This window comes from Geodermatophilus sp. YIM 151500 (assembly GCF_025716945.1).
Lineage (GTDB): Bacteria > Actinomycetota > Actinomycetes > Mycobacteriales > Geodermatophilaceae > YIM-151500.
In genome coordinates this window covers 758,128-777,915 of record NZ_JAOVZT010000001.1, presented here as the reverse complement: position 1 = coordinate 777,915, position 19,788 = coordinate 758,128, and the positions used below count along the sequence as shown (strand labels likewise).

Below are 19,788 nucleotides of genomic sequence, written 5' to 3'. Positions count from 1 at the left end.
CCCACCGCCACGCCCACCGCCACGCCCACCGCCACGCCCACCGCCACGCCCACCGCCGCGGCGGAGCCGGTGACCGTGACCGCCGCCCGGGTGGTGCGGCCGGAACGCCGCGGCGCGTTCGAGCGCTGGGCCGAGGAGATCCTCGCGGTGGCCGCGGCCTTCCCCGGCAACCTCGGCGCCACCCTGCTGCACCCCGGCGAGGGCAGCAGCGAGTACCACCTGGTCTACCGCTTCGCCGACGAGGCGTCGCTGGCCGCGTGGGAGGCCTCGCCGCAGCGCCGGTCCGCGCTGGAGCAGCTGCGGGGGATGGTCGACGAGGAGCGCTTCGTCCGCGTCGCGGGTCTCGACAGCTTCTCACCCGTCCGCCGCTCCCGGGCCCGCGCTGGCGGATGACGGCGCTCACCGTCGCCGCCGTCTTCGCCATCACCTCGCTCATGCAGGTGCTGGTGCTGCCGCACCTCAGCGGCTGGCCGATGCCGCTGCGCCTGCTGGTGTCCGCGATGGTCGTGGTGCTGCTGCTCGGCCACGTCGTGATGCCGGGGCTCACCCGCCTCTTCTCCGGCTGGTTGCACCCCCCGCCGCTGAGCGCCCGTGCCGTCGGGCCGCGCGCGAGGGGTCGTACGGTCGACGTCGTGCAGCGGAGTGGAGCGGCGGGCTGGCTGCTCGTCCTGCTCCTGCTGGCCTCGGTCGTCGTGGCGCACGGCCTGACGTGCACCGCGGTGCCTCGCGGCGGCGGGCACGCTGCCGCACATCTGGCTGCCGCCCACGCGCCAGCGGCGCACGACGCGGTGCTGCACGCCGCGAGCCTCTCCGCGGACGACGACCCGGGCGAGTTGCTGCCCAGCGGCTCACCCCCCACCGGCACGCAGGGGTCGGCGGTCGTGGCGGTCTGCCTGGTCGCGCTGCTGGCAGTGGGTGTGCGCTGCGCGCTCCGTGCAGCCGTCCGGTGGCGCCGGGGTCCGCCGTCCCCGGACCGCGCGCGGCCCGTCGTCCCGACGTCGCGCGCCCGCTGCCTCCTCCCCTCCGTTCCGTCGCTCGCGCAGCTCTGCCTGCTCCGGCTGTGACCGGACCGGCGACGACCCCCCACCCCCGGGCGGGTCGTCGGTGTGTCCGACCACCCACGGAACAGACGGAGGAAGAGACGTGACGAACCCACCCATCGGCGCCCGGAGCCTGCTCGCCGGCCTGGTCGTCGGCCTCGCCGCCCTCACCGGGTGCGGCGAGACGCCACCGAGCGAGGCGACGTCCGCCGGCGAGGCCGATGTCGCGTTCGCGCAGCAGATGATCCCGCATCACGAAGGCGCCCTGGTGATGTCGGAGATGGTGCTCGAACGCGCCGCGGATCCCCGCGTCCGCGATCTCGCGGAGCGCATCGAGGCCGGCCAGCGACCGGAGATCGACCTGCTCACCGGCTGGCTCACCGAGTGGGGTGCCGAACCGGCGGACGGCGGCATGGCGATGGAGCACGGCGAGCACCGCGACGGGGCCGGCGCGGACCCGGACCTCCTCGCGGAGGCGGACGCCGCGGCGTTCGACCGCATGTGGCTGGAGGCCATGATCGCCCACCACCAGGGGGCGGTGGAGATGGCGGAGGCGGAGGTCGCGGATGGCCGGGACCGCGAGGCGGTGGACCTCGCCCGCGGCATCGCGGAGACGCAACGGGCCGAGATCGAGGAGATGCGGCAGCTGCTCGCCGACCTCGGCGGATGAGCGCGGCCCTGCGGGAGGCCCGGCACGCCCGGGCTTCCCGCACCACCGTCCCTCGCCGCGTCCCGCCCGACCCCTCCCGGATGCTGTCCGTGCTGGCCCACCCGTCCCGCCGCGCGCTGCTCGCGGCATCCTTCGTCCTGACCGGCTGCGCGCCAGCGGAACCCGCTGAGCATTCCTCACGGTCCCTCCCGGCCGAGGTCGGTCACGTGCACGCACGTCGCGCCCGCGGTGACGTGCATGGTCGTGCGCGGCGGCGGCTACACGGCGGTCATGGAGCAGCCAGCACGGCCGGAGCAGCACGGCCATCCGCTCGACCCGGCGCGCGTCGCGTCCGCCCGGAGCCGGCTGCCCGACCGCGAGGACGTCATGCGGCTGACCGGACTCCTGGGACTCATCGCCGACCCCACCCGGGCGCGGCTGCTCTACGCCCTCGACGTGGTCGACGAACTGTGCGTGGGGGACCTGGCGCTCGCGCTCGACGTCAGCGAGGACGCGGCCAGCTACGGCCTGCGGGTGCTGCGCACGGCGGGGCTGGTGACGTACCGCCGCGATGGGCGGGTGCTGTACTACCGGCTCGCCGAGGGCTTTCCCGAACCGCTGCGTCGGCACTGCTTGGGTCAGCTGGTGGAGCTGTCGAAGGCGGCGCCCGACGACGAGGGCGCCAGCTGATCGTCAGCGCGCGACCGGGCCCTCGACCACCGGGGACACCGCGCCGGCCGCCAGGCCGAGGGCCAGCACGCACGCCGCGGCCAGGACCGCGGCGACCAGGGCGTACGGGCGGCGCTGCCCGTCCTGCGGTGCGCCGCCCGCGGCGCGGAAGGCCGGCCCGATCCACCGCAGGTAGTAGAAGAGGCTGACCACGGTGTTCGCCGCGGCCACGACCACCAGCCACGCGAGGCCGCCGTCCCAGGCCGCGGTGAACACGGTGAGCTTGCCGAGGAAGACCGCGGTCGGCGGCGTGCCGACCAGGCTGAGCAGGCTGACCACGAGGGCGGCCGCCAGCCACGGCGACGTGGCGGCCAGTCCACGGTGGTCGTCGACCGTGCGCCGCTCCGGTACGGCGGCCACCACGGCGAAGGCGGCCAGGTTCGTGACGGCGTAACCGGCGAGGTAGAGCAGGAGGGAGGGCAGCGCCGAGTCGGTGCGCCCGGCGACGGCCACCGGCAGGAGGAGGTAGCCGACCTGGCTGACCGTCGACCAACCCAGCAGCCGCCGCACGTCGCGCTGGGCGAGCGCGGCCAGGTTGCCGAGGGTCATCGTCACCGCTGCGATCACCGCCACGAGCAGGGACCAGGCGACCGTGTCGGGCAGGCCGACGACGAGCCGGTAGACCGCCACCAGCGCACCGACCTTCGGGATGGTGGTCAGGAAGCCGGCGGCCGCCGTGCCCGCGGCCTGCGCCGCGTCCGGGACCCAGAAGTGCCCGGGTACCCCGCCGGCCTTGAACATCAGTCCGGCCACCACCCCCACCGCCCCGGCGGCGGTGGCGGCAGCCGGCGCCGTCCGCAGGCCGTCGGCCAGGGCGGCGTAGGCGGTGGCCCCGCCGACGCCGTACAGGACGGTGAGACCCAGCAGGAGGAGGATGCCGAACAGGGCGCCCAGCAGGTACGTCTTCAGCGCGGCCTCCGCCGCCCCGGCGTCACGGCGGATGCCGATCAGCGCGTACAGCGGGATGCTCGTGAGCAGGAACGCCACGGCCAGGACCAGCAGGTCGTTGCTGCCGCCCAGCACGCTCGCGCCGAGCGCCGACAGCAGCAGCAGCGCGTAGGTCTCGCTCTCCCGTTGCTGCCCGGCGAGCTCGTCGACGCCGAGGCCGATGACCAGCAGGGTGCCGGCGACCACGACGAGCCGGACGACGTTGGTGGCGGTGTCGACGGCGAACGCAGACATCATCACCGTCCGCGCCGGGTCGCCCAGCACCACGAGGGTCGCCGCGCCGGACGCGACCAAGGCGGTGACGGCGATCAGCCGGGCCCCCCACTGCCGGGTGCGCGGCAGGAAGGAGCCCGCCAGCAGAGCGGCGACCGCGCCGACGACGAGGCATGCCTCGGGCAGCAGAGCAGCCAGCTGCATGTCCACGGGCGGCTACCGGCTCACGAGGTCGACGACCGTGGCCGACGCAGGGGCGACGAGGTCGAGCAGCGGCCACGGCACGACGCCGATCAGCAGCGCCAGGGTCAACAGGGCGGCCACCGGCCACAGCTCGTGGGCCCGCAGGTCACCGAAACCGTGCGACTTGCCTCGCGTGGGACCGGTGAACACCCGTTGCAAGGCGCGCAGGAACAGCGCCGCCGTCACCAGGATGCCGGGCAGGGCCAGCGCCGCTCCCCACGTCGCGCCGATCGAGCCGGCGAAGATCTGGAACTCGGCGACGAAGCCGCTGAAGCCGGGCAGACCGAGCGATGCGAACGCGCCGATGGCGAACAGGGCGGCGAACCGGGGCGCGGGACCGGCCAGACCGCCGTAGTGGTCCATCTCGTAGCTGCCCGTCCGCTCCTGCAGCACGCCGGCCAGCAGGAACAGCGCGGCCGTGATCAGCCCGTGGCTCACCATCTGGGTGACCGCGCCGGTGACGGCCAGTTCGCGGGCCTCCCGGGCACCGTCGGCCACCACCCCGGCCGCGCCGACGGCGAGGACGACGTACCCCATGTGGTTGACCGACGTGTAGGCGATCATCCGCTTGACGTTCGTCTGGGCCAGGGCCACCAGGGCCCCGTACAGCACCGACACCACGCCGATGGTGAGGATCGCCCACGACCACGCGCGCCACGCGTCGGGCAGCGCCGGCATCGCGATCCGGACGAACCCGTAGGTGCCCATCTTCAGCAGGATCGCGGCCAGCACCGCCGAGCCGATCGCGGAGGCGTCGGTGTGCGCCGGTGGCAGCCAGGTGTGGAACGGCACCGTCGGCGTCTTGACCGCCAGGCCGAGCAGCAGCGCGGCGAGGACCAGCCCGCCCACCCCGGGGCTGCCGGCCAGGGGGGCCGCGGCGACCAGCTCGGGGATGTCGAAGGTGTGCGGGTCGGCGGCCAGGTACAGGCCGATGAACCCGAGCAGCAGCGCCAGGCTGCCGAGGAACGTGTAGAGGAAGAACTTCATCGCTGATCGCGCCCGCTGGCCGTGACCCCAGCCGGCGATCGCGAAGTACATGCCGACGATGGACAGGTCGAAGAAGAGGAAGAACAGGATCAGGTCCTGGGCGACGAAGAGCCCGAAGCAGGTGAACTCGAGGAACAGGAACAGCGCGGCCTGGGCCCGCGGCCGGTGCTCCTCGCGGACGGCGTGGCCGGCGCAGGCCGTGAACACCGCGGCGGTGAGCGCGAGCAGCGGCAGCGACAGCCCGTCGACGCCGACGTGGTAGCTGCTGCCCACCGACGGGATCCAGCGAACGCGCTCCTCGAAGGCCAGACCACCGGCGGCGGGGGTGTCGTAACCGGCGACGACGACTGCGACGAGGGCGACCTCGACGGTGGACACCGCGAGCCAGGCCCAGCGGGCCCACCGGTCGGGCACGCCGGGCGCCGCGGCCAGGACGGCGGCCGCGGCGAGCGGCACGAAGACGATCACGCTGAGCACGTCCGCCTCCCTTCCTCGGGGCTGCGGTCGTTCGGTGTCGGGGGGCGGAGGACGCGCGGGATCACGTGGTGGCCACCAGCAGCATCAGGAGCGCCGCACCGAGCACGGCGGCCGCCTGCACGTAGTACTGGTGCAGCAGCCCCGTCTGTGTCCGGCGGGCGAAGCCGCCGAGCCGGCGGACGAGGACGGCGACGCCCTCGGCGGCGCCGTCGAATCCGGTGTCGTCGGCGACGGCGGCCTCCCGGGCGGCCAGCACGGTCCCGCGCGCGCCGGCCTCGACGGCGCCGTCCAGCACCCGGTCGTCGAACCGGGCGAGCGCGTGTGCGAGCCGCAGCACCGGCGACACCACGACGGTCCGGGTGGCGGTGCCCAGGCCGAGCCACGAGCGGGCCCAGTCCGGCTCCGGGACCGGGCGGCGCGCGACGGCGAGCACCACCGCGATGGCCAGCACGGCGGAGACGGCGAGCTCGACCGGGCCGGGAGCCGGCGCCCCGGCCTCGCCCAGCGCCGCCCGCAACCGCTCGCCCACCGGCGGCCAGACGAGGAGGCCGAGCACGGCCGCCCCGACGGCGAGCACGCCCAGCGGCCGGCGCTGCACCGAGCCGATCCGCCGGGTGCCGGGCTCCTCGTCGTCGAGACCCGCCTCGGCGTCGTCCGGCAGCGGCTGCCAGACCAGCCAGAGCACCTTGGCCGCATAGGCGGCCGACAGGCCGGCCGCGGCCAGGCCCACGAGGTACAGCGCCGGGGACGACGCCTTCGCCGCCGCGAGCACCTCGTCCTTCGTGGCCCACAGCGACAGCGGGACCACCCCCGCCAGCGCCAGTAGGCCGACCGACGCGGTCACCCCCACCGCCGGCCAGCGCCGCGCGGCGCCGCGCAACGCGTCGAGCTGCTTGGTGCCCAGCGCGCTCAGCCACGCCCCCGCGACGAGGAACAGCAGGGCCTTGGTGGCCGCGTGGGCAACGAGGTGAGCCGTGCCGCCGGCGACCGCGGCGACGCCCGCGGCGAGCACGACGAACCCCAGCTGGGCGGAGGTCGAGGCGGCCAGCAGTTGCTTGAGGTCGCGCTGGGCGACCGCGACGGCGCCCAGCAACAACGCGGTCAGCGCGCCGGCCCAAGCGGCCGCTGTGGCGGCCCAGCCGGTGGCCGCGAGCAGCGGCGCCGTCCGCAGCAGCAGGTACCCACCCATCGCCACCATGGCCGCGGAGTGCAGAAGTGCGCTGACCGGGCTGGGTCCCTCCATGGCCCGCGACAGCCAGGAGCTGAACGGCAGTTGGGCGGCCTTGCCCAGAGCGGCCACGAGCACACCGGCCGCGACGACGTCGCGCCAGGGGTCCGCGGCATCGGGCAGGTCGGCCAGCGCCAGACCCGCGCCCCCGGCCAGGGCGGCTCCGGCTGCCAGGTAGAGCCCGAGGTCGGCGGTGCGGGTGGTCACGAACGCGGTCGTCCCGGCGGCGACCCGGTGTCCCTGGCGCCAGGAGAAGCCGATGAGGGCGAACGACGTGGCGCCCATGACCTCCCAGGCGAACAGCAGGGTCGGCAGCGTGGTGGCGGTCGCGGTGACCGCGACCGCCGCGGCGAACAGCAGCATGAGGCCGAAGAAGCGCGCCCGGTGCTCGGTGATGTCGCCGGCCGCGAAGACCAGCACGAGCAGCGTCACCGCCGCCACGGTCGGCACCACCACGGCGGACAGCGCGTCGACCCCGAGCCCGAGGTCGGCGCCCGGGACGAACGGGACGCGCACCGCCGGACGGAGCACCGCCACGGCGGTCCCCGCGACCAGCGCCACGGCGGCCGTGGCGATCGCCACGGCCGGTGCCGGCCGGTCGGCCCGGCGGCCGGCCGTGGCCAGCCCGGCGCCGACGACGGCCGGGAGCGCGACGACCACCCACAGCAGGGCGGCGCCGGTCGGCGAGGCACCGGTCACCGGGACAGGTCCGTGGCCATGTCGGTCATGTCGGACTCGCGGCTGCGGTGCAGCAGGGTGGCGACGCCGAAGCCCATCGCCATCTCGACCGTCATCGCGGTGATCACCACGAGCAGCAGCACCTGACCGTCGGGCACCGGGGTGAGGAACCACCAGAAGCCGGCGGCGGCGAGGATCACTCCGTTGATCATCAGCTCCAGGCCCATCATCACCATGACGACGACCTGCTGGGAGATCGCACCGTAGAGCCCGACGCAGAACAGCGCGGCGGCGACGAGCAGGACGGTCTCGAGGGTCACCGCCCGGCCCCCTCGGGGTCCCGGGCCGGCGCCGTGCGGCGGCCGAGGTGGTCGCCGAGGCGCGCGTAGCGCCCGCTCGGCAGGGCCAGCACCAGTGCGGCGACGATGGTGGCGAACAGGACCGGGCTGACGGTCAGCATCACCAGCATCTTGTCGCCCATGATGGCTTCGCCGACGGCCGCGGTGAGGTCGTCGGCGGGGTCGCCGGCGCGGTCCGGCCACGGCACGAGCACCGCCCCGGCGGCCAGGACGACGAAGGTCCCCGCTGCGGCGGCCATCGCCCAGCGCTTGTCGTGCACCATGCTCATCGGCATCAGCGCGGGGTTCATGCCCATGAACATGATCATGTAGATGGCCATGATCGCCATTTCCATGATCATCATCAGCACGGTGATGACGCCGAGGAACTGCAGGTCGAACAGCAACAGTGCCAGACCGACGGCGACGAACGAGGCGGCGAGCGCGTAGGTCGCCCGGGCCATCGAGTCCACCGAGAAGACGGCCACCCCGCTGGCGACGGCGACGCCCGACAGCACCCAGAAGACGAGGTCGGCCACGCTCAGCTCCTTCCCACGACGACGACGGAGACGACGAGCACCTGCAGCAGCACCAGGGGCAGGGCCCCCAGCCACGCGGCGGCCTGGATCCGCTCGGGTCGCAGCGCCGGGAGCCGGCGGCGCAGGGCGACGAGTGCGGCGAGCAGGACGGCGGTCTTGAGCAGCACCCAGGTCCAGCCGGGAAGGAGCGGACCGGCCCCGCCGCCGAGGAACAGCGTCACGCCGAACGCCGCCCCCGCCGTCAGGAGCGTCCACCGACCGACGAGCACGAGCCACCGGTCGATGCCGGACAGATCCGCGAGCACCCCGCCGGCGACGTCGGCCCCCACCGGCGTCTCCAGTGGGCCCCACACCGAGAAGCCGACCAGCGCCAGGCAGTACACCGCGAAGGCGACCGGCATCCACAGGACGAACCACAGGTCCGCCTGCGCCGCGACGATGTCGGCCGGGCGCAGGCTGGCCGCCGCCACCGCCGGCGCGGTGAGCGCGAACATCAGTGGCAGCTCGTACGCCAGCGCCTGGGCCAGGAACCGGTAGCCGCCGACGAGCGCGTGGGCGCTGTTCTGCCCCCAGCCGACCAGCCACACGAGCGCCCACACGGTGACGTCGAGCGCGTTGAACCACACCAGCCCGGTCGGCAGGTCGGCCAGGACCGCACCGCCCAACGGGACGACCGCCGCCTTGAGCAGGGCCACGACGAGCAGGCCGCCCACGCCGATCCAGCGGAGCAGGACGTCGGCCGAGACGGTGTTCCGGCGGCGCTGGCGGAACAGCCGCGCGGTCTCGGCGACCGGCAGTCCCACCCCGGCGCGCAGCGGGCGGCCGTCCGCCCGAGCCGCGAGGGCACCGTCGAGAGCGGCCGCGGCCGCGGCGACGCCCAGCAGCACCGCCGCGCCCGCCGGTGCCCATGCTGCGGAGATCTCGGCGACGCCGGTCACGCCGCGCCCGCCGGATCGAGCTCGGCGGCGGGATCGACGTCGAGGCTGGCGACCATCAACCGAGCGCTGCCCATCTCCAAGCCCGCGAGCACCGTCGGGAGCGCGTCGACCGGGGTCGGCGTCCGGGTGACCGGCGCGCCGCCGAGGGCCGCGCAGGCGTCGGCGAGGAGCCCGACGAGACGGTCGTGCACCGTGCCGGACCGGCAGGGGTCGAGGTCGAGCTGCGCTGCGTCGAGGTGGCCGGCGCCGTCCATGGCCCAGCGCAGGAGGCGGGAGCGGTGGACCCGTCGGTGCAGCCGGTCCACCGCTCCGGCCAGCCTCGCCACCTCGTCGCCGACCAGCGTTGCATCCCGCAACCGGGCAGCGGTGGTGGCTGCCGCGTCCGCGCCGGCCAGGGCGAGGAGCGTCGCGGCACGATCCAGCCGGTCGGGGGCGCTCCCGCGCGGGTTGCCCGGCGTCGGCACCCCGTCAGCGGGCCCGAGCACCTCCGCGCGGGCACCCGTGATGACGTCTCCGGCCAGCGTGCAGTGCAGGAGCAGTCCCGCCGGCCAGTGCGGGAGCACGGGGCCGAGGGGCACGGACAGCACGTCCATCTCCAACCCGTCGCGGTCCTCGCCGCCGCTACCGGCCAGCGGTATGCCGCCGGGCGCCATGTCCCCGTCGCCGTGGTCCGTGTCGCCGTGGTCACTGCCGGCGTGGTCACTGCCGGCGTGATAAGTGTCGCCGTGGTCCGTGTCGCCGTGGTCACTGCCGCCCTCGTTCGGACCGTCCTGGTGCCGGTCGCCGTCCCCGGCGTCCGACGGCTCCGCCGGAGGACCCATGACCGGCTCCAGCGGACGGCCGTGGGCCTCCCGGCGCTGCTGCCCGGCATCGACCAGCGCGGCGGCCGCCCGGTCCAGAGCAGCCCCCACCGCGTCGGACCCCACCACGTCCGCACGCGCGCGCGGTCCGGGGAGCTGGGACCACACGGCGTCGCACGCCTGTGCCAGCCGAGGGCCGGGCGCACCGCAGACGAGCAGCACGTCGGCGTCCGCCGGGGACGTCGCTGCCCGCCAGCCGCGTCGCCGCAGCTCGGCCGCGGCTGCCCAGCGGGTGCTCACCCAGCCGGGGACCTCGACGACCAGGACGGAGGCGCGCGCCACCGCTGCGCGGGCGAGCCGGGCGGTCAGGTCCACCGGAGGGCGCCTTCCCGCCACGCCCACAGCACGCCAACCATGAGGACGGCCAGGAACGCGAACATCTCCACGACGGCGGAGGTGCCTTCCGCGGCCACGACCGTGGCCCACGGGTACATGTAGAGCATCTCCACGTCGAAGGCGAGGAACAGCAGGGTCAGCGGGTAGTAGCGGGCGTGGAAGCGGGACAGCGCGTGCTCCCGCGGTCTCCACCCCGATTGGAACGGCAGCGTGGTGAGCGGCCGGCCGTCCACGGCCGTCGTCCGGTGCGCCGCGAGGGCGGCCGTGATGGCGAGGACGCCGACGAGCAACATCGCGAGCAGACCGAGCATCCCCACCCCCTGGCGTCCGCCGAGCCGGACCGCGCCATACCCGTGTGGTCGTGCGGATAACGCGGTCGGACGACGCCGTGCGCTCGGCCGAACGCAGCGACGACGTGCCGGGTGTCGCCGTCGGGGTGGAAGGGCTCTCGAGGAGGTCGGAGAGCGGGAAGGTGTTCCGGGATGGGGCCTCGCGGACGGGACGATGACGGCTCGGTCGACGGCGGCTCCGCCGACGCCGCCCCGGCGGCGCATCGGGCCCGGCTCAGGCGCGCATCCGAAGACCCCTCGGGGTGGCGGCGAAGCCGGCCGCCTGCAGGGCGGCCGACAGCGGGGTCGACTCGTGCACCGAGGCGCCGTCGGCCTTCTGCACCACCATCCGGCCGAGGGCCCCGGCTGCCACGGCGCCGGAGAGCGCGGTCGCGGCCTCCTTGAGGGTCTGCTCGTCCTCGGTCCACGACAGCAGCGTCTTCCCGCCCCGCTCGACGTACAGGACCAGCTCGCCGTCGACGAGCACCACGAGCGCACCGGCCTTCCGCCCGGCCCGGTGGCCGGCGGCGCCTCTCCGGCCGCCGCCGGTGCCCTCGCCGACGTCGACCGCTGCACCGTCGACGGACCCGCCGTCGGCCGCGGTCAGCCGCTCCGGCCACGGCAGCGCCGCGCCGTAGACGTTGGCCGGGTCGGTGGCGGCCAGCACGACCGCGCCGGACGGGGAGCGGTCCGGCGAGGCGAAGGCGCGCAGCCGGTCGACGGAGCCCGGCGTGCCGAACTGCGCCGCCCCGAGGGTCTCGACGAAGTAGCCCCGCCGGGCCCGCCCGTTCTCCTCGAACGCCCGCAGCACCGGGTACACGCCGGAGAAGCCGCCGCTGACCTGCTCGCCCTGCACCGCGCCGCGGGTGAGCACGCCGTGCCGCTCGAGCAGCGCCTCGGCGCGGGCCGTCGTCCGCTTCGTCGGGTTGGCCTCGCGGTCGGGCAGCAGCGACCAGCGGCCGGCCACCGTCGGCGGGCCGGAGCGCGCGGGCATCGTGGGGCGACCGAGGCGGCTGCGCCCGTAGCGGGGACGGTCGAGGCGGGCCCGCGGGGGCGCGGGCGCCCGCCGATGGGTGCCGCCCCCGGCCAACCGGGTGCGCAGCGGAGCGAGGGTGTCGTTGGTCAGCCGCCCGGCCCACACCAGGTCCCACACCAGCTCGGCGAAGGCGGTGTCGTCGGTCGAGCCGACCAGGTCGGACAGCCCGCGGAAGAACAGCGCCTGGCCGGCGGAGAGCTTCTCCACGACGACGGGCGCGTAGCCACCCGCCGCCCCGTCGCCCGACCCGCCCGGATCGAGCGGCTCGGGCAGCAGCAGCGGGGCGAGGTCGGCGGGCACCAGGCTGATCCAGCCGTCGCCGCCGGGCAGCCCGCCGGCGCCCGCCCACAGCACCTCACCGGCGCTGGTTAGCTCGTCGAGCATGCCGGGCGCGTAGTCGCGCACCCGCGCCGGCAGCACCAGCGACTCCAGGGCGCTGGCCGGCACCAGCGCACCCGCGAGCTGCTCGACGACGGCGAGCACGCCGTCCGGTCCGCGCAGCCGGCTGCCCACCGACTGCCACGACGGGGTGAAGCGCGCCAGCGCGCCGACCGGCACCGGTTCGACCTCCTGGCGCAGCCTGGCCAGGCTGCGCCGGCGGACCGAGCGCAGCACGTCGGCGTCGCACCACTCGTGGCCGGTGCCCCCGGGGCGGAACTCGCCGGCGACCAGGCGTCCGGTGCTCGTGAGCCGCTGCAGCGTCGCCGTGACGACGGCGACGCCGAGCCCCAGCCGGCCGGCGACCTCGGCCGGCTGGAAGGGGCCGTGGGTGCGCGCGTAGCGGCCGACCAGGTCGCCGAGCGGATCGGCCACCGGCTCGGTGAACGCCTCCGGCACCCCCACGGGCAGGGCGGTGCCGAGAGCGTCGCGCAGCCGGCCGGCGTCCTCGATGGCGGCGTGCCGCTCCTCCCCGGCGATGCGGACCACGATCGCCCGGCGCGATGCGACGAGCTCGTCGAGCTGCTCGCGCCGCACGCCGCGCCGCAGCGCCTCCGCGACGGTGAGGTCACCCACCACGCGCAGCAGGTCGGCCGCTCCGTCGAGGTCACGAGGGTGCCGCTCGGCGGGCAACCGCTGCAGCTCCGCCTCGACCTCGGCCAGCGCCTCCGCGTCGAGGAGCTCGCGCAGCTCGGAGCGGCCGAGCAGCTCGGCCAGCAGGCCCGTGTCGAGCGCCAGCGCCTGCGCGCGGCGCTCGGCCAGCGGGGCGTCGCCCTCGTAGAGGAACTGGCCCACGTACCCGAACAGCAGCGACTGGGCGAACGGCGAGGCGGCCTGGGTCTGCACGTCGACGACCCGCACCCGGCGGGAGCGGACGTCGCGCATCAGCTCGACCAGCCCCGGCACGTCGTAGACGTCCTGCAGCACCTCGCGGGCCGCCTCGAGGGTGATCGGGAAGCTCGCGAAGTCGCTGGCGACCGCCAGCAGCTGGGCGGCCCGCTGGCGCTGCTGCCACAGCGGCGTGCGCTTGCGCGGATCGCGGCGGGGGAGCAGCAGCGCCCGGGCCGCGCACTCCCGGAACCGGCTGGCGAACAGCGCCGAGTTGCCGACCTCGGCGGTCACCTCGCGCTCGACGTCGTCCGGGTCGAGCACGGCGAGATCGGCCTCCGGCGGCTCGCCGGTGGTGTCGGGCAGCCGGAGCACGATGCCGTCGTCGGAGTGCATGGAGGCCACGTCGACGCCGTACCGCTCGCGCAGCCGGGCGGCGAGCACCAGCGCCCACGGAGCGTTGACCTGGGCGCCGAAGGGGGAGTGGACGACGAGGCGCCAGTCGCCGAGCTCGTCGCGAAACCGCTCCACCAGCAGGGTGCGGTCGTCGGGCAGGTGCCCGGTCGCCTGCTTCTGCTCGGCCAGGTAGGCCTGCAGGTTGGCCGCGCCCCACTCGTCCAGGCCGGCGGCGCGGGCGCGGTCGAGGCCCGCCTCCGGCGTCGCCGAGCCGACCTCGCGGAGGAAGGCGCCCAACGCGCGGCCCAGCTCCAGGGGGCGGCCCGGCGCGTCGCCGTGCCAGAACGGCATCTTGCCCGGCTGGCCGGGCGCCGGGGTGACCAGCACCCGGTCGTGGGTGATCTCCTCGATCCGCCAGGACGAGGAGCCGAGCAGGAAGACGTCGCCGACCCGCGACTCGTAGACCATCTCCTCGTCGAGCTCGCCGACGCGCCGCCCGCCGGTCTCGCCGGCGCCGGAGACGAGGAAGACGCCGAACAGACCACGGTCGGGGATGGTGCCGCCGCTGGTGACGGCCAGCCGCTGGGCGCCGGAGCGGGCGGTGAGCGTGTCGGTCACCCGGTCCCAGGTCAGCCGGGGGCGCAGCTCGGCGAACGCGTCGGAGGGGTAGCGCCCGGCCAGCATGTCGAGCACGGCGTGCAGGGCCGAGTCCGGCAGCGACGCGAACGGCGCCGACCGGCGGACGACGGCGGCGACCTCGTCGACCGTCCGCGGCCGCTCGGCGACCATGGCCACCACCTGCTGGGCCAGCACGTCGAGCGGGTTGCGCAGGTAGCGGATCGACTCGATCGCACCGGCCTTCATCCGCTCCGCGACCAGCGCGCACTGCACCAGGTCGCCGCGGTACTTGGGGAACAGCACGCCGCGGCTGACGGCGCCGACCTGGTGGCCGGCCCGGCCGACCCGCTGCAGCCCGGCGGCGACCGTCGGCGGTGCCTCCACCTGGACGACGAGGTCGACCGCGCCCATGTCGATGCCCAGTTCCAGGCTGCTGGTGGCGACCACCGCGGGCAGCCGCCCGGACTTGAGCGCCTCCTCGACGACCATCCGCTGCTCGCGGGACACCGAGCCGTGGTGTGCGGCCGCGACCGGTTGGAAGTCGGTCGGCAGCCCGCCGCCGGAGCCGGCCTGGGCCATGAGCGCGGCGGCGTTCGCCCCGGGCGGCGCCTCCTCCCCGGTGGCCCGCTCGTAGGCCAGCTCGTTGAGCCGGCTGGTCAGCCGCTCGGCCAGCCGCCGGGAGTTGGCGAACACGATGGTGCTGCGGTGGGCCTCGACCAGGTCGAGCACCCGCTCCTCGACGGCCGGCCAGATCGACGTCCGCGGCTGGGCGCCGGCGGCCGAGCCTTCCAGCTCGCCGGTCGGCTGGCCCAGCTGGCCCATGTCCTCGACCGGGACGACCACCGAGAGGTCCCACCGCTTCTCCGAGCCGGGGGCGACCACCTCGACCGGCCGGCCGCCGGCCAGGAAGGTGGCGACCTCCTCGATGGGCCGCACCGTCGCCGACAGGCCGATGCGCTGGGCCGGGCGCTCGAGCAGCTCGTCGAGCCGGTCGAGCGACACCGCCAGGTGCGCGCCGCGCTTGGTATCGGCCACGGCGTGCACCTCGTCGACGATGACCGTCTCGACGCCGCGCAACGCCTCCCGTGCCGAGCTGGTGAGCAGCAGGAACAGCGACTCGGGCGTGGTGATGAGGATGTCCGTGGGCCGGCGGGCGAACGCGCGCCGCTCGTCGGCGGGGGTGTCGCCGGAGCGGATGCCGACGCGGATGGCCGGCCGCGGCAGCCCCAGGCGCGCGGCGGCCTGGCCGATGCCGGTCAGCGGCGCGCGGAGGTTGCGCTCGACGTCGACGGCCAGCGCCTTGAGCGGCGACACGTACAGCACCCGGCAGGCGCGCTGCTCATCGACCGGCGGGGCGGCCGACAGCCGGTCGAGCGACCACAGGAAGGCCGCCAGCGTCTTCCCCGAGCCGGTCGGCGCGACCACCAGCGCGTGCCCGCCGCTGCTGATCGCCGTCCAGGCGCCCTCCTGGGCGGGCGTGGGCCGCTCGAAGGCGCCGGTGAACCAGGCCCGGGTGGGCTCGGTGAAGCGGTCGAGCGCCGAGGGCCCGGTGGGGGCGCCGGCGGACGGGGGCGGACGGCGAGGCACGCAGCCAGTGTCCCCGGGACGTACGACAATCCGCCGCGGATGATGACCAGGTCACCTGATCGACGGGGGTCCCGGCCCGGCGTCGAGGGTGGTCGGGGCACTGGGCGGAGGGAGGCTCGGATGGGTGGCGCCCACGGTGCCGACCGGGTGACGGCGGTCGGCACGGACCTGCAGGCGCAGTCCACGGGCTCCCCGGTGCCGTTCGTGCTCGACGTGTACGCGTCGCCCGGCCCGCACGGCGCGGCCCCTCCCGGCCCCCGGTCGCAGGAGCTCGTCGCCGACCGGTGCCGCGGCCGGCGCGGGGCGCAGCCGTGGTGACGGCGGACGGCGTCGACGCGGTCCGGGTGCAGCGGCGGACGGTGGCCGTGCTCAGCGGTGGCGTCGCGCTCGGCGGGCTCGGCGTGACCGTGGGCATCACGGTCGGCGGGCTGCTCGCCCGCGACGTCGCCGGCACCGACACCGCCGCGGGTCTCGGCCAGACGGCGAGCGTGCTCGGCGCCGCGGTGATCGCCGTCCCGCTGGCCCGGATCAGCGACCGGGCCGGACGCCGGGCGGGCCTGGCCGCCGGGTATGCGGTCGCCGTCGCCGGCTCGCTGCTGACCGTGCTGGCCGCCACCCTGTCGTCGCTGCCGCTGCTCCTGGCCGGGCTGTTCGCCTTCGGCGCCGCTACCGCCTGCGGGCTGCAGGCCCGCTACGCGGCGGCCGACCTCGCGGCCCCGGAGCACCGGGCGCGGTCGCTGTCGCTGGTCGTGTGGGCCACCACGGTCGGTGCCGTGCTGGGTCCCAACCTCGCCGGTCCCGGCGCCGCCCTGGGGCGCGCGCTGGACCTGCCCCCGCTCGGCGGGGCGGTGGTGGTCTCCGCCGCGGTGTTCTCGGTCGTCGCGGTCGGCCTGGTGCTGCTGCTGCGTCCCGATCCGCTGCTGCTCGCCCGCCGGCTGGGCGGACGCGGCGCCGCCGCGGCGCCGCGTCGGGCCACCGCTGCCGCGTTGCGGGCGGTGTGGGCGTCCCCGAGCGGCCGGCTCGGGCTGACCGCCGTCGTGGTCTCCCACGCGGTCATGGTCGGGGTGATGGTCATGACCCCGGTGCACATGGGGCACGCCGGCGCCGGTGAGGGGGCCACGCTGCGCGTCATCGGCCTGGTGATCAGCGTGCACGTGGCCGGCATGTACCTGTTCTCCCCGCTGGTCGGCGTCCTGTCCGACCGGGCCGGGCGGAGCGCCACCGTCGCCGCCGGCGGGGTGCTCCTGCTGGGCGCGGCGGCGCTGGCCGGCACGGCGCCGCCGGGTGCCGCGGTGCAGCTGGGCGTCGGGTTGCTGCTGCTCGGGGTGGGCTGGTCGTGCGGGCTGGTTGCAGGCTCCACGCTGGTGAGCGAGGCGGTGGACGTGACCCTGCGGCCGACCGCCCAGGGCGGCACCGACCTGCTCATGGGCCTGGGGGCGGCGCTGGCCGGGGTCGTCGGAGGCCCGCTGCTGGCGGTCGGCGGCTTCGGGCTCGTCGCGGGCGTGTCGGCGGCGCTCGTGGCGCCGCTGGTCGTCGTGTGGCTGCGGACGCCGCGGCCGGCGCGCGCCGGCGGGGTCAGCGACGGCCCCGGTAGTTCCTGATCAGCAGCACGATCAGGACGATCAGCGCGCAGATGATGCCGATCTCCACGACGAGGTCGACCGTGGCGTTGCCGCTGCCGGGGATCATGCCCCGAGCCTAGATCGGCCCGTTGTGGCGGACCGGAGTCAGTGAAGTAAGTACACTGTGAGCTGTGGTAATGGAAACGGCCCGGTGGTGCACCGCGCTCGACCGCGTCCTGGAGCTGGTCGTCGTCCTGGATGACGACATGGCACGCGGGCTGGCCCGCCGCGGTCTGACCACCGCGCGCGCGCACCTGCTCTGGGAGCTGCGCAGCCGGGGGCCGGTGACCCAGCGGGTGCTCGCCGCTGCCCTGGGCGTCACCCCGCGCAACGTGACCGGCCTCGTCGACGCCCTCGTCGACGCCGGCCTGGTGATCCGGGCGGCTCATCCGACCGATCGGCGGGCCACCCTCGTCTCCTTCACGGACGACGGGGCCGCGCTGGCCGACGGGCTCGCCCGCGACCGGGAGGAGTTCGCCGCGGCGCTGTTCGCCGGCATGCCGGCCGAGCGGCTGACCGGCCTGCTGGCGGGCCTGGACGACGTCCTCGAGCGGCTGCGGGAGCGCGGCGTGGGGCGCGGTGCGGGGGCGTACCGGTGACCGGCGACCCCGGGCCAGGTCGCCTGGTCCGCCGCGCGCTGGCGTACGAGCTCGGCATGTGGCGCAGCCTGGCCCGTTGGGTGCTGCGGCGCGGTGCGGACGTCGGTCCGGGTGGCGTCCCCTTCGGTTACGTCCGCACGGTGGGGCCCGCGCACTGGACGTTCATCGGCGTCTCGGCCGTCGAGGTGCCGATCCTGCACTTCCTCGTCCCGTGGGACGCCGTGCGCACGGCCGCGCTCGCCGTCGGCCTGTACGGGCTGCTCTGGATGATCGGCGTGCTGGCGGGCCTCACCGTGCACCCGCACGTGGTCGACGGGACCGGGCTGCGGATCCGCCACGGGAGCACCGTCGAGTTCCTGGTGCCGTGGGCCGACATCGCCGCCGTGCGGTCCCGCCGGAGGTCGCTCGAGGGGATGCGCACCCTCCAGGTGCACGGCGAGAGTCCGGACCGGGTGCTGTCCGTGGCGGTCTCCAACCAGACGACCGTGGACGTCGTCCTCGCCCGCCCGCTCCCGCTGCTGTCGCCACGCGGCGACGCGGAGCCGGTCACGGCGGTGCGCCTGCACGCCGACGACCACGCGGCACTGGTCCGGCACCTGCGGCAGGGGCTGACCGCCCGGCAGGCGGACGAGGGCGAGCGGGCGGCGCGCTAGCGTCGACCCCGTGCGCCTGCAGGAGTTCTGGTCCCGTATGTCGGGAGCCTTCGGGTCCGTGCGCGCGGAGAGCGTCGCGCGCGACCACGTCTTCGCCGTGCTGGGCGGGCGGACGGCGGTGGAGGCGATCGAGGCCGGCCTGCCCGTCCGGCGGGTGTGGCTGGCCGTGTGCGAGGAGTACGACGTGCCGGCCAAGGAGCGCTGAACCCGGTCCGGCGCGCACCGGCGGGGATCCCGGCACCCGGAGCCCCCGCGGAGGATCGCGGCCGACGACGCGGGCGGCGTGTCGGCCTGGCAGTCGAACGTGTGTTCGGCCTACTGTGGCGTCCACAGGACGCATCCCTCTCCACAGATCCTCCCGCCGCCCGGAATTGTCGGATCCCCGCCCTAGCGTCGGTACCGACCGCTCCTCGCAACGTCCCGAAGGTGAGCACGATGGCAACGCTCGACCGCGACAAGGCCCTCGACATGGCCCTCGCCCAGATCGACAAGCAGTTCGGCAAGGGCTCCGTGATGCGGCTGGGCGACAACGCCGCCCAGCCGATCAAGGTGATCCCGACGGGCTCCATCGCCCTCGACATCGCCCTGGGCATCGGCGGCCTGCCGCGCGGCCGGATCATCGAGGTCTACGGCCCGGAGTCCTCCGGCAAGACCACGGTCGCCCTGCACGCGGTGGCCAACGCCCAGGCCGCCGGCGGTATCGCGGCGTTCATCGACGCCGAGCACGCGCTCGACCCGGAATACGCCCGGGCCATCGGCGTCGACACCGACGCCCTGCTGGTCAGCCAGCCCGACACCGGTGAGCAGGCGCTCGAGATCGCCGACATGCTGATCCGCTCGGGCGCCCTCGACGTCATCGTCATCGACTCGGTCGCCGCCCTGGTCCCCCGCGCCGAGATCGAGGGCGAGATGGGTGACAGCCACGTCGGCCTGCAGGCCCGCCTGATGAGCCAGGCGCTGCGCAAGATCACCGGTGCGCTGAACAACTCCGGCACGACCGCCATCTTCATCAACCAGCTCCGCGAGAAGGTCGGCATCGTCTACGGCTCCCCGGAGGTCACCACCGGTGGGCGGGCGCTGAAGTTCTACTCGTCGGTCCGGCTCGACGTCCGCCGCATCGAGACCCTGAAGCAGGGCACCGACGCCGTCGGCAGCCGCGTCCGCGTCAAGATCGTCAAGAACAAGGTGGCCGCGCCGTTCAAGCAGGCCGAGCTCGACCTGCTCTGGGGCCAGGGCTTCAGCCGCGAGGGCGGGCTCATCGACGCCGGGGTCGAGCAGGGCTTCATCCGCAAGTCCGGCGCCTGGTACACGTACGAGGGCGACCAGCTGGGACAGGGCAAGGAGAACGTCCGCGCCTTCCTGCGCGACAACCCCGACCTCGCCGACGAGATCGAGAAGAAGGTCAAGGAGAAGCTGGGCATCGGGGCCACGCTCGACGCGCCGCCGGCCCCGGCCGACCCGGTCGACTTCTGACCGGCC

The 19,788-nt window shown here is 75.5% G+C and carries 19 protein-coding genes; 10 read left to right on the top strand and 9 right to left on the bottom strand.

The genetic code is table 11. The annotated features are described in order from the left end of the window. From OF117_RS03535 to OF117_RS03520, 4 genes are all read left to right on the top strand, one after another. On the top strand, positions 1-393 hold a 393-nt coding region (locus tag OF117_RS03535; protein WP_263551406.1), incomplete at its 5' end, for an antibiotic biosynthesis monooxygenase. After that, positions 390-1,064 carry a hypothetical protein gene (locus OF117_RS03530; protein WP_263551405.1) on the top strand — a complete coding sequence of 225 codons (675 nt, stop codon included), beginning with the start codon at positions 390-392 and terminating at the stop codon, positions 1,062-1,064. The genes OF117_RS03535 and OF117_RS03530, both read left to right, overlap by 4 nt. Positions 1,065-1,143: 79 nt before the next feature. Beyond that, positions 1,144-1,710 (top strand): DUF305 domain-containing protein, encoded by a 567-nt coding sequence (locus OF117_RS03525; RefSeq protein WP_263551404.1) that lies wholly within the window; start codon positions 1,144-1,146, stop codon positions 1,708-1,710. A 237-nt stretch (positions 1,711-1,947) separates the two neighbouring features. Then, entirely contained in the window at positions 1,948-2,379 is a 432-nt protein-coding gene (locus OF117_RS03520; protein ID WP_263551403.1) for an ArsR/SmtB family transcription factor, read from the top strand. A 3-nt stretch (positions 2,380-2,382) separates the two neighbouring features. Here OF117_RS03520 and OF117_RS03515 read toward each other — a convergent pair whose 3' ends face one another. From OF117_RS03515 to OF117_RS03475, 9 genes are all read right to left on the bottom strand, one after another. Continuing rightward, the gene (locus OF117_RS03515) at positions 2,383-3,783 is read right to left on the bottom strand and encodes an NADH-quinone oxidoreductase subunit N (RefSeq protein ID WP_263551402.1); all 1,401 of its coding nucleotides are present in this window, start codon (positions 3,781-3,783) and stop codon (positions 2,383-2,385) included. 12 nt (positions 3,784-3,795) lie between these two features. After that, positions 3,796-5,286 (bottom strand): NuoM family protein, encoded by a 1,491-nt coding sequence (locus OF117_RS03510; protein ID WP_263551401.1) that lies wholly within the window; start codon positions 5,284-5,286, stop codon positions 3,796-3,798. 61 nt (positions 5,287-5,347) lie between these two features. Then, positions 5,348-7,213, bottom strand: a complete 1,866-nt coding sequence (locus OF117_RS03505; protein ID WP_263551400.1) for a proton-conducting transporter membrane subunit — start codon at positions 7,211-7,213, stop codon at positions 5,348-5,350. Next, positions 7,210-7,512 (bottom strand): NADH-quinone oxidoreductase subunit NuoK, encoded by a 303-nt coding sequence (locus OF117_RS03500; RefSeq protein WP_263551399.1) that lies wholly within the window; start codon positions 7,510-7,512, stop codon positions 7,210-7,212. The genes OF117_RS03505 and OF117_RS03500 overlap by 4 nt, the downstream gene beginning before the upstream one ends. Further along, positions 7,509-8,069, bottom strand: a complete 561-nt coding sequence (locus tag OF117_RS03495) for an NADH-quinone oxidoreductase subunit J (protein ID WP_263551398.1) — start codon at positions 8,067-8,069, stop codon at positions 7,509-7,511. Before OF117_RS03495 ends, OF117_RS03500 begins: the two co-directional genes overlap by 4 nt. 2 nt (positions 8,070-8,071) lie before the next feature. Beyond that, positions 8,072-9,007 carry an NADH-quinone oxidoreductase subunit H gene (locus OF117_RS03490; RefSeq protein ID WP_263551397.1) on the bottom strand — a complete coding sequence of 312 codons (936 nt, stop codon included), beginning with the start codon at positions 9,005-9,007 and terminating at the stop codon, positions 8,072-8,074. Continuing rightward, positions 9,004-10,182, bottom strand: a complete 1,179-nt coding sequence (locus OF117_RS03485) for a hypothetical protein (RefSeq protein ID WP_263551396.1) — start codon at positions 10,180-10,182, stop codon at positions 9,004-9,006. The genes OF117_RS03490 and OF117_RS03485 overlap by 4 nt, the downstream gene beginning before the upstream one ends. Further along, positions 10,173-10,514, bottom strand: coding sequence for an NADH-quinone oxidoreductase subunit A (locus OF117_RS03480; RefSeq protein ID WP_263551395.1), 342 nt, complete (start codon positions 10,512-10,514; stop codon positions 10,173-10,175). Before OF117_RS03480 ends, OF117_RS03485 begins: the two co-directional genes overlap by 10 nt. Positions 10,515-10,767: 253 nt before the next feature. Further along, a complete protein-coding gene (locus OF117_RS03475) occupies positions 10,768-15,435 on the bottom strand; it encodes an ATP-dependent helicase (RefSeq protein WP_263551394.1) in 4,668 nt (1,555 codons plus the stop codon). Between the two features lie 120 nt (positions 15,436-15,555). On the opposite strand from OF117_RS03475, the gene OF117_RS03470 reads away from it, so the two are divergent. From OF117_RS03470 to recA, 6 genes are all read left to right on the top strand, one after another. Beyond that, positions 15,556-15,753, top strand: coding sequence for a hypothetical protein (locus OF117_RS03470; protein WP_263551393.1), 198 nt, complete (start codon positions 15,556-15,558; stop codon positions 15,751-15,753). Continuing rightward, the gene (locus OF117_RS03465; protein WP_263551392.1) at positions 15,747-17,036 is read left to right on the top strand and encodes an MFS transporter; all 1,290 of its coding nucleotides are present in this window, start codon (positions 15,747-15,749) and stop codon (positions 17,034-17,036) included. Before OF117_RS03470 ends, OF117_RS03465 begins: the two co-directional genes overlap by 7 nt. Before the next feature lie 158 nt (positions 17,037-17,194). Beyond that, a complete protein-coding gene (locus OF117_RS03460) occupies positions 17,195-17,656 on the top strand; it encodes a MarR family winged helix-turn-helix transcriptional regulator (RefSeq protein ID WP_263551391.1) in 462 nt (153 codons plus the stop codon). Next, entirely contained in the window at positions 17,653-18,309 is a 657-nt protein-coding gene (locus tag OF117_RS03455; protein ID WP_263551390.1) for a hypothetical protein, read from the top strand. Before OF117_RS03460 ends, OF117_RS03455 begins: the two co-directional genes overlap by 4 nt. Before the next feature lie 10 nt (positions 18,310-18,319). Continuing rightward, the gene (locus OF117_RS03450; protein WP_263551389.1) at positions 18,320-18,514 is read left to right on the top strand and encodes a DUF3046 domain-containing protein; all 195 of its coding nucleotides are present in this window, start codon (positions 18,320-18,322) and stop codon (positions 18,512-18,514) included. Between the two features lie 230 nt (positions 18,515-18,744). Then, complete coding sequence (gene recA / locus OF117_RS03445; protein ID WP_263551388.1) at positions 18,745-19,782, top strand: recombinase RecA; 1,038 nt, start codon at positions 18,745-18,747, stop codon at positions 19,780-19,782. Positions 19,783-19,788 lie beyond the last annotated feature (6 nt).

What these genes read in the sequence shown, in the direction of transcription:
- OF117_RS03530 (WP_263551405.1), top strand. Translation starts at nt 390, where the DNA reads ATGACGGCGCTCACCGTCGCCGCCGTCTTCGCCATCACCTCGCTCATG.
- OF117_RS03520 (WP_263551403.1), top strand. Translation starts at nt 1,948, where the DNA reads ATGGTCGTGCGCGGCGGCGGCTACACGGCGGTCATGGAGCAGCCAGCA.
- OF117_RS03470 (WP_263551393.1), top strand. Translation starts at nt 15,556, where the DNA reads ATGGGTGGCGCCCACGGTGCCGACCGGGTGACGGCGGTCGGCACGGAC.
- OF117_RS03480 (WP_263551395.1), bottom strand. Translation starts at nt 10,514, where the DNA reads ATGCTCGGTCTGCTCGCGATGTTGCTCGTCGGCGTCCTCGCCATCACG.
- OF117_RS03460 (WP_263551391.1), top strand. Translation starts at nt 17,195, where the DNA reads ATGGAAACGGCCCGGTGGTGCACCGCGCTCGACCGCGTCCTGGAGCTG.
- recA (WP_263551388.1), top strand. Translation starts at nt 18,745, where the DNA reads ATGGCAACGCTCGACCGCGACAAGGCCCTCGACATGGCCCTCGCCCAG.
- OF117_RS03515 (WP_263551402.1), bottom strand. Translation starts at nt 3,783, where the DNA reads ATGCAGCTGGCTGCTCTGCTGCCCGAGGCATGCCTCGTCGTCGGCGCG.